This window comes from Streptomyces sp. NPDC052910 (assembly GCF_055585605.1).
In genome coordinates, this window is the sequence record NZ_JBVJJR010000004.1 from 72,973 (window position 1) to 85,634 (window position 12,662).

General features: G+C 74.5%; 8 protein-coding genes. 3 read left to right on the plus strand and 5 right to left on the minus strand.

The window, feature by feature from the left end; genetic code table 11:
* Positions 1–65 precede the first annotated feature (65 nt).
* Together ACZ6X9_RS16615 and ACZ6X9_RS16620 are read right to left on the minus strand one after the other, a co-directional pair.
* Positions 66–698: a hypothetical protein gene (locus tag ACZ6X9_RS16615; RefSeq protein WP_469778721.1), complete on the minus strand. Its 633-nt coding sequence runs from the start codon at positions 696–698 to the stop codon at positions 66–68.
* 219 nt (positions 699–917) lie between these two features.
* Positions 918–1,850: a GNAT family N-acetyltransferase gene (locus tag ACZ6X9_RS16620; protein ID WP_469778722.1), complete on the minus strand. Its 933-nt coding sequence runs from the start codon at positions 1,848–1,850 to the stop codon at positions 918–920.
* 196 nt (positions 1,851–2,046) lie between these two features.
* Between ACZ6X9_RS16620 and asnB the strand changes: the two genes are divergently transcribed.
* Both asnB and ACZ6X9_RS16630 read left to right on the plus strand, forming a co-directional pair.
* On the plus strand, positions 2,047–3,903 hold the full coding sequence (gene asnB / locus ACZ6X9_RS16625) for an asparagine synthase (glutamine-hydrolyzing) (protein ID WP_469778723.1): 1,857 nt from the start codon (positions 2,047–2,049) through the stop codon (positions 3,901–3,903).
* A 199-nt stretch (positions 3,904–4,102) separates the two neighbouring features.
* On the plus strand, positions 4,103–4,516 hold the full coding sequence (locus tag ACZ6X9_RS16630) for a GntR family transcriptional regulator (RefSeq protein WP_469778724.1): 414 nt from the start codon (positions 4,103–4,105) through the stop codon (positions 4,514–4,516).
* Between the two features lie 106 nt (positions 4,517–4,622).
* On the opposite strand, the gene ACZ6X9_RS16635 is transcribed toward ACZ6X9_RS16630, so the two are convergent.
* Positions 4,623–5,741, minus strand: coding sequence for a hypothetical protein (locus ACZ6X9_RS16635; protein WP_469778725.1), 1,119 nt, complete (start codon positions 5,739–5,741; stop codon positions 4,623–4,625).
* A gap of 165 nt (positions 5,742–5,906) precedes the next feature.
* Between ACZ6X9_RS16635 and ACZ6X9_RS16640 the strand changes: the two genes are divergently transcribed.
* Entirely contained in the window at positions 5,907–7,259 is a 1,353-nt protein-coding gene (locus ACZ6X9_RS16640; protein WP_469778726.1) for a xylan 1,4-beta-xylosidase, read from the plus strand.
* A gap of 149 nt (positions 7,260–7,408) precedes the next feature.
* Here the strand turns inward: ACZ6X9_RS16640 and ACZ6X9_RS16645 are convergent, their stop codons facing one another.
* Together ACZ6X9_RS16645 and ACZ6X9_RS16650 are read right to left on the minus strand one after the other, a co-directional pair.
* Positions 7,409–11,581 (minus strand): lipopolysaccharide biosynthesis protein, encoded by a 4,173-nt coding sequence (locus ACZ6X9_RS16645; RefSeq protein WP_469778727.1) that lies wholly within the window; start codon positions 11,579–11,581, stop codon positions 7,409–7,411.
* Complete coding sequence (locus ACZ6X9_RS16650) at positions 11,574–12,368, minus strand: polysaccharide deacetylase family protein (protein WP_469779171.1); 795 nt, start codon at positions 12,366–12,368, stop codon at positions 11,574–11,576. Before ACZ6X9_RS16650 ends, ACZ6X9_RS16645 begins: the two co-directional genes overlap by 8 nt.
* Positions 12,369–12,662 lie beyond the last annotated feature (294 nt).

A 12,662-nucleotide genomic window follows, 5' to 3' on the forward strand; every position in this document is an offset into this window, starting at 1 on the left:
GCGGTACCCCCACCCGGAAACCGGCAGGGCGGCCGAGTGCGCCCGGCGACGGCTCCGCACGGCGGTTACGGCCGCCTGTCGCCCCCGGGTCCGTAGCCGGCGGTCAGCGTCGCGGCGTATGCGTCGGGGACGGTCCAACCCGCGAAGGTCGGGGGGAGGTACGACGTCAGCGCTTCGGAAACCTCCAGGAAGGGCCCATACCGTGCACGCCATTCGTCCCGTGCGGCCGCGTTCGGGAAACCCTGGAAAACCGCCACCTCGGGATCCCTTTCGGCCCAGCAACCCCACTTCCCGGAAGGTCCGGTCACGGCGACGACGTTCGCCGAGACGGCGATCGATCCCATGACGTCACCGTCCGGTTCACAGCCGATCGCCGACCAGTAATCGTCCGCACCGGCTTCGACGGACAGCGATACGGCCGGGTACATCCCGTATTCCGGAAGGTGGAACTCCTCGCACTCCGGCTCGAGGACCAGCAGCTCCACGCGTTCGTCTCCGTGTGACCGGGCCATCGCGCGCAGAGCCGGCCAGAAGTCCGGGGTGAGGAGCGCGTCGAATTCGCAGAACAGCGAGTCCCCCGAAGCGTTCCGGAAGACCTGCCGAGGCAGCCGCGCACCGAGATCGAAGGTGGCTTCACCACGGGAGCGAACCCGAAGATAGCTGTCGCGGTCGACGACGAGCGCACGTGCCTCTGCCATCGGTCCTCTCCTCATCCGTTCTCGATGTCCCGGTGCCGGCCCTCCCGGTCCGGGGCGGTCGTCATCCGCGGCCCGTCCCTCTTCGGCCGCCGATCGCGCGAGCCGGCCGCCCGGCCATCGCGCGAGCCGGTTGTCCTTCTTCGCGCGAGCCGGTCGTCGGTCTTCGCGCCGGACGCGCCCCGGCTTAGCCCCCGGGAAGTGCTCCGGCCCCTCCTCCCCTCAGAACTCTCGCACGTACCGCCATTCCGCCGCCGCCCAGGTGTAGCCGAGCCATTCGTTGACCGCCAGCATGGGCGCGTTCCCCGCGTCGTTGCCGGTGAACGCTTCGGTGCAGCCCGCCGCGCGGGCGCGGCGCAGGGTGTGGCTCTTGATCAGTTTCGCGAGGCCCCGGCCGCGGTGGGCCCGGGCGGTGCCCGTCATGGCGGACATCATGCGGCCGTGGCCGTCGGTCCGGACGAGGGTGTACGCGACGGGGACGCCGTCCGCGACGGCGGCGGTCGAGAGCGCGTGGTCGATGCCGGGCCGCCGCCACTCGGTGGCGAGCCACTCCTCGTACGGCGGGACGGAGACGGGGACGTCCCCGGGTTCGTCCGCCGCGCACGCGGTGTCCAGCGCGTGGATCGGGCGCGGGTCGCCGGCGAAGTCGGCCAGGGGGCGCAGCTCCACGCCCCGGGGTGTCTCCGGTGCGGGCGGCAGCGGGGTGCCGACGAGGTCGAGCCGGAGGAAGCCGGCCCGGCGGAGCCGGCGGTAGCCGTGGGCCTCCGCGTGGGCGGGGGAGCGGCCGTCGTCGTTCGCCCAGATGTAGACGGACCGGGCGCCGAGCCCCGTCAGGTACTGCTCGGCCACCCGGAGCAGCGCCGAGGTGACGGCGTCGGCGGCCGGGCCGCCCAGCCGCGGGTCGGCGTACGGGGAGGCGAACGCCCGGCCGTGCGCCCGCGCGTCGTCGTCCGTGTACAGGCCGGCGCGGGCGCTGCCGGCGACGCGTCCGTCCACCTCGGCGACGAGCAGCCGGTACCGCTGTTCCGGCGGGGCGTTCCGCAGCTCCCAGAGCAGCGTCTCGGCGGTGACGACCATGAAGGGGACCGCCGCGCGGCGGGCCTGGGCGACGGGTTCGGCGTCGGCGGGGGTGAACTCCCGGACAGTCGGAGGCATGCGGCGAACCGTAGGGCGGGGCGGAGCGGTTTGCGAAAGGTTTTCCATTCGCATGGTTGGTACATGCATCTACAGGGCGTAGCGTCGCCGGCGCGGACGGTCGCGGAAGGCGGTCCTCCGCGTCGGACGGGGGCCGAGCCATGCCCCGGCGCGCTCGCGAGCGCCCCGGGACGCCTGCCGAAAGGGGACACCGCGTATGTGCGGAATCACCGGATGGATCGCTTACGACCAGGACCTCACCACCGCCGGAGCACGCGCCGCGCTGGAGGCGATGACGCGGACGATGGAGTGCCGGGGACCGGACGCCTCGGGCCTCTGGCAGGACACCCACGCCGCGTTCGGCCATCGCAGGCTCGCCGTCATCGACATCGAGGGCGGCCGGCAGCCGATGCTCGTCGAACACGACGGCCGCACCCGGCTCGCCCTCACCTACAGCGGCGAGGTCTACAACTACCGTGAGCTGCGCGCCGAACTCACCGGCCGCGGACACGCGTTCCGCACCGGCAGCGACACCGAGGTCGTGCTGCACGCCTACCTCGAATGGGGCGAGGCGTTCACCGAACGCCTCAACGGCATGTTCGCGTTCGCCCTCTGGGACCCGCGCACGGAGGAACTGCTGCTCGTCCGCGACCGGATGGGCGTCAAGCCGCTCTACTACCACCCCACGCCCGACGGCGTCCTGTTCGGCTCCGAGCAGAAGGCCGTCCTCGCCCACCCCGCCGTCCGCGCGACCGTCGGCACCGAGGGGCTGGCGGAAGTGCTGGCCTTCGTCAAGACGCCGGGCCACGGCGTCTACGACGGGATGTACGAGGTGCGGCCCGGCCACACCGTCCGGATCCGCCGGGACGGGACCACCGTCCGGCGCTACTGGGCGCTGGAGGCGCGCGAGCACACCGACGACATCCCGGCCACCGTCGCACACGTCCGCGAGCTGCTCGACGACATCGTCACCCGCCAACTGATCGCCGACGTCCCGCTGTGCACCCTGCTCTCCGGCGGACTCGACTCCTCCGCCGTCACCGCGCTCGCCGCCAAGGGCCTCGCCGAGGCGGGCCGCGGGCCGGTCCGCTCCTTCTCCGTCGACTTCGCCGGCCGGACCGACCACTTCGTCCCCGACGGCCTGCGGGCCACACCCGACGGCCCGTACGCCCACGCCCTCGCCGCACACGTGCGCTCCGACCACCGGGACATCGTCCTCGACACCGCCGACCTGATGGACCGCGGCCACCGCCGGGCCGTCCTCACCGCCCGGGACCTGCCCACCGGCTTCGGTGACGGCGACACCTCGCTCTACCTGCTGTTCAAGGCGATCCGCGAACAGTCCACGGTCGCCCTCTCCGGGGAGTCGGCCGACGAGGTGTTCGGCGGCTACCGGTGGTTCCACGACCCCGCGGCCGTCCACGCCGACACCTTCCCCTGGGTCGCGGCCGGCATCGCCCACACCTTCGCGGGCGGCGACAGCGCCCTGGTCGCGCTCCTCGGCAAGGACGTCCTCGACGCCGTCGACCTCCCCGCGTACGTCGACGCCCGCTACCGGGAGGCCCTCGACGAGGTGCCCCGGCTGCCCGGTGAGACGGGGCCGGAGCGCCGCATGCGCGAAATCTGCCACCTCCACCTCACCCGGTTCGTGCAGATCCTCCTCGACCGCAAGGACCGGGCCAGCATGGCCACCGGCCTGGAGGTGCGGGTGCCGTTCTGCGACCACCGGCTGGTCGAGTACGTCTTCAACACCCCCTGGTCCATGAAGACGTTCGACGGCCGCGAGAAGTCCCTGCTGCGCGCCGCCGTCCGCGACGTGCTGCCCGACGCCGTCGCCGACCGGGTCAAGAGCCCCTACCCCGCCACCCAGGACCCGCGCTACGCCGCCGCCCTCCGCGCCGAGCTCCGCGAACTCCTCGCCGACCGGGACGCCCCCGTCCGCCCGCTCCTCCGCGAAAACGCGCTCCGGGACGCCCTCGCGGAGGAGTCCGGCGACCGCTACCGGGGGGCCGTCGAACTCGTCCTCGGACTGGACACGTGGCTGCGGACGGGCGGGATCGACCTGCGGCTGTGAGGCGGGCGGGGCGGCGGACGCGGGGACGGCGGTCCGGGGACAGCGGTCCGGGGACAGCGGTCCGGGGACAGCGGTCCGGGGACAGCGGCCGGGGCGCGGGCCCGGGGGAGACGGTGCGAGCGCCGGCCCCGGCGCCGGCCCCGAGGTCCGCCGGCCGCCGGGGCGGGCTCCTCCGGTTCCGGCCGTCCGGCGGCGCACAATGGAGGGCGCACACCGTCCAGCCAGCCAGGAGACCCACGTGGCCTTGCACCTGACCGTCGATCCGGAAGCGCCCGAACCGCCCTACGAGCAGATCCGCGCCCACATCGCCGACCGGGCCCGCTCCGGCGCGCTCCCCGTCGGCCACCGGCTGCCGACCGTCCGAGGCCTCGCCGAGGAACTGGGCCTCGCCGCCAACACGGTGGCCAAGGCCTACCGGGCCCTGGAGGCCGACGGCGTGATCGAGACCCACGGCCGCAACGGCACCTTCGTCGCCGCCCCCGGCGACACCGCCGACCGCGAGGCCGCGGCCGCCGCCCGCGCCTACGCCGAACGCGCCCACCGCCTCGGCCTCGGCCGGGAAGCGGCCCTGGCCGCGGCGGAACAGGCGCTGCGGGCGGTGTACGGGGACTGACGGCCCGCCGGCGTCCGCCGGCCACGACAGACCGGGCACCCCGGGGCACCGGCGCGGCTCCGGCCCCGGCGGCCGCCGCCCGCACCGGACGGTCCGCCGGTCGTCGTCAGGGGACGGACAGCCGCCACGGGTAGGACCGGTGGAACTCGCCGGGGCCGTAGACGATGTCCAGGCGCGAGGGCTCCTTCTCCGCCGTGTACACGATCTCCAGGCGCGTCGTCTCACCCTCCGTCAGCACGTGGGGAGACGAGCCGGCCAGCTCCAAGGGGTAGCCGGAGAGCTTTCTGACGCCGGGGTTCGCGTTCTCGTAGCTCCCGATGTCCTGGCTGCGCAGTTCCACCGGAGCGCCGCTGTCGTTCGTCACGGTGATGGGCACGCGGTAGGTGTGGGCGGCCGGGGCCTCGTCGCCCCTCTCCCGCGGGGACAGGGTGGTGGGGCGGACGGGGCCGATGGAGACGCGGACGCCGTCGTCGTAGGTGATCGTGCCGTCCGGGGCGGGGGACCGGCCCTGGGCCGCGCCCGTGCTCTTCCGGGCGGCGACCCCCTGGCCGGTCCGGTAGCGGACGCAGCCGGCGTCGGCGGACACGAAGGGCTTGCGCGTGTACCAGTCGGTGTCCATGGTGAGGGTGATGCCGTGGTCGGCGACGGTGCTGATGCCCGGCCAGTGTGCCGGTTCGCGCCGGTCGCCGGCCTCGGGCGTGGGCTCCGGGGTGTCCCGGACCTTCCAGCCGTGGCGCCGCCAGGCCGCGCGGACCTTGTCCAGGTCGGCCAGGTAGTCGGCCTTGCGGGCGTACTCCAGGCTCCAGATGTAATGGGGCTGGTCCCGGGTCACCCCGTCACCGTCGAAGCCCAGGTCGTCGACGCACGAGGTGCTGCCCTCCTTGTGCATCCAGTCGGCTTTGCCGGCGCCCGGACGGAGACCGGCGATGACCTCTTTCCCGGCCTCCCGGGTCCTGATGTCCTGGGTGCGGTAGTCGGCGGCGGAACGCACGGAACCGCCCCCGAGGCCCTCGAAGAAGCCGACCACCGTGGTGAAACCCCAGCAGACCAGGGCGACCGCGGCCAGCGAGGCGAGCCACGGCCACGTCGCCGCCGCGCGGCCGGCTTCGCCGGACGGGGTGCCGGCGGTCGGGTCGTCCGTGGCCGGGACGTCCGTGGCCGGGACGTTTGTGACCGGGGTGTCCACGGAGGCGCTGGTCGGCTCTTGGGGCGGGTGTTTCTCCATGTGACGATTCCACGCCACGGGCCCGCCCGCCGGCAGAGGTGACTTACTCAACCGGAACTGAGTACGGGTACCCAGGCCCCGGCGGACGACCCGCGTCCCCCGCCCACCGTCGCCGTTCCGGCGGAAGCCCCCGGACCGGGCCCTCCGGCCGATACCCTGACCGGGATGGGACGTCATGCCGGGGGACCGGCGTTGCCGAAACGGGGGCGGTGGCGGCTGACCGCCCTGCTCGCGGTCGTGGCCTGCGCCCTGGCCCTGCTGCTCGCGGCGATCCTCGCCGACTGGCGCTCCCGGGACGGCGGGTCGCACGACGAGCGGGCCGAGGTCGGCTGGGGCTTCACCCACACCCAGTACAGCGCCGACCGCGGCGGGGACACCGCCCGGCGGGCCGCCGCCAGGCTGCTCGCTGCCGAGTCCCTGCCGCAGAACCAGCACATCATGGGCTGGGGAGCGGACAACCCCGAGCCCCGGCCGGGGAGTTACAACTTCACCGACCTCGACCGCCGCGTCTCCCTGATGCGCCGCTCGGGCGGGACGCCGGTGCTCACCCTCTGCTGCGCCCCCGACTGGATGAAGGGCGGCGGGGCACGGACCGACTGGTCCCAGAAGTCCCTGGAGAAGGCCCCGGACCGGGACCACTACCGCGACTTCGCCCGGCTCGCCGGCGTCGTCGCCAAGCGCTACCCCGACGTTCATCACTTCATCGTCTGGAACGAACTCAAGGGGTTCTACGACGAATCCCGTAAACGCTGGAACTACGAGGGTTACACCGAGCTCTACAACCTCGTCTACGAGGAGATCAGGAAACAGCGGGACGACGTCCTCATCGGCGGGCCCTACGTCGTCATGGACAGCAACGCGCCCGGCGCCGCCTCCAACGTCTCCGCGCTCCAGGGCCCGTGGGGCATCGTCGACCAGCGTTCCGTCGACGCCCTGGAGTACTGGAACCGGCACAAGACGGGCGCCGACTTCGTCGTCGTCGACGGCTCCAGCTACACCCGGGACGGAGACCGGCTCCTCCCCGACGAGTTCCGCGCCACCCGCAAGTTCGCCGACGTCACCACCTGGCTGCGGAAGGCCACCGGGCTGCCCGTCTGGTGGGCCGAGTGGTACGTCGAACCGCCCGACGCCCGCGACAACCGGGCCGGCTGGACCGAGGACCACCGCGTCGCCGTCCAGGCCACCGCCATGATGCACATGGCCGCCTCCGGCGTCTCCGCCGCCTTCTACTGGAACCCCGAGAACGACACGGCCCCCTGCCCGGGCTGCCTCTGGACCAGCACCGAGCTCGGCGACGGCGGCGCCCGGCTGCCCATGATGGACCTGCTGTCCCGGTTCGCCCGCGAGTTCCCCCCGGGGAAGGAGGTCCGGCGGCCGGACGTCCGGGGGGAGGGGGTGGAGGCGCTCGCGTCGCGGGACGCGACGGTGGTCGTCAACACGCGGGACCAGGGGGTCGAGGTGCGGGTGGACGGGCGGGCGGTGGCGTTGAAGGGGTACGAGGTGCGGTGGCTGGGGTGAGGGGGCCCGTACTCAAACGCCGGACGGGCTGAAGTGCGTACCCAGGGCGCGACACCCAGCCCGTCCGGCGTTTGAGGACCCCGCGGCGAAGCCGCGATGCCGGGGCGCGGACCCTCCCGCAGGAAACGGTGAAAGGGCGGGGCCGGGGCTCACGACATCGTCGCCAGCCGCTGCACCAGCACCACGACCAGCACCACCAGCAACGGCATCGCGAACCAGAACGACCCCTGCATCCACCGCACCTGCCGCACCCCCGGCCGCATCCCCACCCGTGCCAGCTCCCGCGCCGTCAGCAGGACCAGCAGGGCGAGCGCCGCGAGGCCGCCGACGACGGAGAGCGGGGTCCAGGTGACGTGGGGGCCGACGGGGCCGGGGCGGGGCGGATCCGGGGTGCCCGGGGGCTTGTCGCGGAGTTCGTAGAGGGCCGCGTCGGCGTTGGCCAGGACGCGGCGCAGTTCCGGGCGGCCGTCCAGGGCCCGCCGCATGCGGTGGTCCCAGTCCGCGGCGTAGCCGGCGCTGAGCTCCAGGTACGTCGACTGGCCGCGGTTCAGGACGACGTACGCGTTCGGGCCCGCCGCCCGTAGGGCCGTGACCAGGTCCGGCGCGCCGCCGGCGGGGTCGCGGGGCGCGAGCGTCGGCTCGTACAGGACGCGTTCCATGTCGCGGGTGCCCCAGGGCATCGCCGGGGTCACGTTGGTGACCGTGTCGCTGCTCATCCACAGCAGCCGTACCGTCGGCTGGTCGTGCGCGTACACGTAGTCCATGGCCGCGACCTCGCCCGGGCGGACGCGTTCGAAGTCCTCGTTGCCCCAGCGGGCCACCAGGAAGCCGAACAGCAGGACCAGGCCGGCCGTCAGCGCGCACAAGGGCGCGGCGAGGGGGCGGGGCTTCCGGCCCGCCGCCGGGAAGAGGGCCAGGGCGCCCAGGACGCAGGCGCCCGGCACCGCGAACAGGAAGACCCGCAGGGCCACTTCACCGCCGTACGACTGCATGCCGAAGGCCAGGAACGGCACGCACGTCAGGACGGCCAGGGCCGTGTCGCCCACCCCGGCCCTGCGCCGGCGCCACCAGCCGAGGGCCGCGAGCGCGAAGACCCCGCCCGCGAGCGCCACCCGGGTGTACAGCACCAGCTTGTGGACCGGGTTGCCGCCCTCGATCCGGCCGGAGACGGAGGACGAGACATTGCCGCCCAACGAGCCCAGCCCACCGAAGAGTTCGTCGAAGTGGCCGGACCAGTACGGCTCCGCCAGGAACCCCACCCATACCGCCAGCAGCACTCCGCAGAGGAGCGGCAGGCCGCGCAGGGTGCAGCGGCGGGCCAGGACCAGGGCCGTCAGCACGCCCAGCATGACGAACGGGGTGAGCTGGTGGCTCGCCACCGACGCCGCGTACACGGCGATCAGCACGCCCAGCAGCAGCGTCCGCGTCCGGCGGTCCGTCTCCTCCACCCGGCGCTCGCCCGGCAGCCGTTTGCCCGGGAGCTCGCCCGGCCAGCGGAACCAGACCAGCAGCACGGCCACGAAGAGGAGGTAGAGGACGTAGTTGAGGGACTGCGGCGAGAAGTAGTCCTGCCCGACCCAACCGCAGAGCGCGAACAGCCACAACGCCGTCCACTTGGCCCGCCAGTGCGCCCGCACGGCGCGCAGGAGCAGCGCCAGCGGGGCGAGGGTGAGCAGTTGCACGGTCAGCGGCCACCAGCGCAGCACCTCGCTGAGGTCGTCCACGCCGCACGCCCGCGCGGCGAACGCCGCCAGCGCGAAGAAGCCCGGCCAGCTCCAGCGCGCGTCCAGGTCGGGCGCGGCGGTGCCGGTCCGGTCGATGTAGTCCAGGAAGCCCAGGTGTTGCCAGGCCGTCGCGAAGCGGGGACGGTCCTCCAGGACCGCCGGCGCGGCGTGCAGGGAGACCACCGTCGCCAGGAGGACGGCGGCGAGCAGCCAGGTACGGGGACGGGCGGGCACCAGGGCGGCGGCGAACACCGCGACCAGCAGGGCCGCCCCCACCAGCGTCGCGACCGGCAGCACGGACACCAGCCCGAGCCCGCCCATCCCGTCGAGGTTCACCTCGCCGAGCGCCCGCAACGGCACCCAGTAGAGCGCGAGCGCCGCCGTCAGCAGCAGCCACCCGCCCGCTTCCGGCCGCCGCCACCGGGGGGCGGGCCACCCGGCGAGCCGGGACCGCTTCCCGGTGGCGGCGGGAGCCCGCTCGGACGCCGGCCCGTCCGGCCGTGCCGCTTCCGTCCGCCCCCGGCGCCACGGCGTACCGGAGAGCGTCACCGTGCGATCGGGGTCTCCCTGCGCGGCAGCGACGGCGGCGGCGCCGGCAGCGGCGGCGGGGGCGGAAGCGGCGGCCGGGGCGGCGTCCGGGGTGTGCGGCGGGCGGGCCACCGCCGGTGCCGGCTCCTTCCCCCCGTCTCCGTCTCCGTCGGAAGCCGCCCCGGCCCCGCCCCCGCTCCCGCCCTCGGGCGCGGGCCCGGAATCCGTCCGCGAAGGCGCTGCCCCGGGCTCGGCCCGTACGCTCACCCGCTCCTTGCGCAGGCGCACACCGCCGCGTGCTTTCGGGCGGTGCTCGTCGGTGTTCTCCGGTGTGCCCTTGTCCATGGTCCCTCGGCCCCCGTGCCCCCGTGTCGCCGTCCGGTCGTCTCCGCCCGCCGCCCGGTCGCCGCCGCCCGGTGCCGGCGCGCGGCGCGTCCCGTCCGGCGGGAACGGGAGCGGGAACGCGCCCCGGCCCGGGCCCTCCGCGCGGAGCGCGAGCGCTTCCGGGGCCAGGCGGACGTCCGGCCGGCGCTCGAGGTGGTCGAAGTCCAGCCGTACACCCAGGGGGAGCGTGTCCGCGTCCAGCGCGGCGCGCAGCGCCCAGCGCGTGCCGTAGCCGCCCTCAAGGCTCCGGGCGCGCTGCCGGCGGGAGGCGAGATCCGCGAGGTCGCCGTCGGGGGCGGCCTCGGCGGCGCGCTCCGGCGCCACCGGCCGGGGCCGGGACGGAGCGCGGAGCACGCCCCACAGCTTCACCGCCGCCACCGAGGAGATCACCAGCAGACTGGAGATCTCCGCCACCCCGGCCCCCGTCAGCCCCATCCGGGGCAGGAGCAGCAGGGTCAGCCCCAGCACCAGGACGCACAACAGCCCCTGCAACCACGCGAGTCCCGCCGTCCGGCTCTGGGCCCGCAGCACGGCGAAGTACGTCTCCATGACCACCCGCAGCACCGCGCCCACCGCGAACCAGCGCAGCAGCGGCGTCGCCTCCGTGTAGGCGGGGCCGAAGACACCCAGGATCCAGGGCGCCAGGACGAACAGCAGCCCGCACACCGGAAGCATGATCTTCGCCATCCGGCGCAGGGCGGCCCGGCAGTTCTCCGCCAGCCGCTCCGGGTCGTGCGACCCCTCGACGGTCAGCGAGGCGCCCATGTTGATGGCGAGCAGGTTGACCGTGCCCCCTATGGTGGACGCGATGTAGAAGTACGCGTTCTCGGCCGAGCTGATCTGCGAGGCGACGAGCACCGGCACCAGGTAGACGACGGCCAGCGAGAACAGCGACCCGGTGTAGTCGCCGGCCAGGAACCGGCCGATCTCGCGGGCGGACGCCGGACGCGCGGTCGCGGCGGTCGTCCGGACGTGCTCGGGCACCAGCCGGCGGAACACCAGCCAGCCCAGCGGCAGGACCGACACGGAGATCGACACCACCCACGAGGCGAACACCCCGGCCCCCGGCAGCACCGACGCCAGGGCGATCAGCAGGGCGAGCTTGGCCGCCGAGAACGCGGTGTTCCCCACCGGCACCCACACCGCCTGGCGCAGCCCGGTCAGCACCCCGTCCTGGAGGGTCAGCAGCGACCAGGCGACCACGGCGACGACGAACACCAAACCGTGCCGCACCCCGTGCAGCGCGTGGTAGGACGGCCCCCAGAGGTCCAGGGTGAGCAGGAAGAAGCCGGCGGCCACGGCGACGACCACGGAACTGGCCGCGTAGGTGCGGACCACCAGCCGGCCCGTCGTCCGGCCCGCGACCGGTATGAAGCGGGCCAGCGCGCCGGTCAGGGTGACCGCGGTGAGCCCGGCGAGCAGTTTCATGGCGGCGATGGCCGCCGAGCCCCGGCCGACCGAGTCCTCGCTGTAATAGCGGGCGGCGACCAGCCAGAAGCCGACCCCGAGGACGGCGCTGATGCCGGTGTTGAGCATCAGGGCGAACGCGTTGCGGAACAGCGGGCTGCCGCCGCCCCCGCTCCGTCCCGACAGCCGGAACCCGCGGCCCGCCGGTGCCACCGCCCGCTCCTCGGTCCGTGCGGACACGTCCTGCGCGGACGCATCCTGGGTGGACGTGTCAGCCACGCGCCTCTCTTGCCCTTCTCATCGCCTGACGGCCTCCGGTCGCCACCCGCCGGCCCCCGCGGACGACGGCGTACCCCTTGGTCAGGGCGCGGTCGACGGCGAACAGCCGGGCGACCGCCCGGCCGTGCACCATGCGTTCGAAGTCGGCGATCCCCGTGGTCCGGCGCACGGTCACCCGGCGCACGGCGTACGGCCCCTGCCGGCGCGCGGCCAGGCCGTTGCCCACCGCCAGGGAGATCCCGAAGCCGGCCGAGCGCACCGCCTCCCGCACCCGGCGACTGGAGTACCCGTAGGGGTACGCGAACGAAACCGGCGGCCGGCCCAGTTCGCCGGTGAGGATCTCCCGGCACCGCCCGATCTCGAACGCCAGCCCCGCGTCGGGCAGTTGATCGAGCTGCGGGTGGGTGTGGCTGTGCCCGCCGATTTCCGCGCCGGCCTCGGCGAGCTCGCGCAGTTGGTCCCAGGTGAGCATGAGGTCGAGCGCGCCCCCGGTGTCGTACGGCCCGCGCAGCCAGCCCGTGGAGACGAACACCGTCGAGGCGAAGCCCCGTTCGGCGAGGGCGGGGAGGGCGTGCCGGTGCACGCCCTCGTAGCCGTCGTCGAACGTGATGAGCACCGGCTTCGGCGGCAGCGGACGGCCGTCCCGCCAGGCGCCGGCCAGCTCCCGGGCCGTCAGCGGGACGAAGCCGGACGCGTCCAGCAGTCGCATCTGCTCGGCGAACGCCTCCGGGGCGACGGACAGCGCGTGCGTCGCCCGCGCGGGGGAGTGCGCCACCGCGTGGTACATGAGGATCGGCACCTCGGCCGGTCTCGTCACCCGGACCCCTCCCCGCCACCGCCCGGCCCGGGCGCCGCACCCGGCGGCCCCCCGGCCGCCGCGCGGTCCACGTCCCCGCCGGCCGCCGTCCCGGCCACCGGGACATCCGTCGCCGGGGCACCCGTCATCGGGGCGTCCGTCGCCGAGGCATCGGTCACCGGGGCACCCGCCACTGAGACACCCGTCGCCGGGGCACCGGCCACCGCAGCACCGGCCACCGCAGCACCGGCCACTGCGGCCCCCGTCGCCGGGGCGCCGGTCACC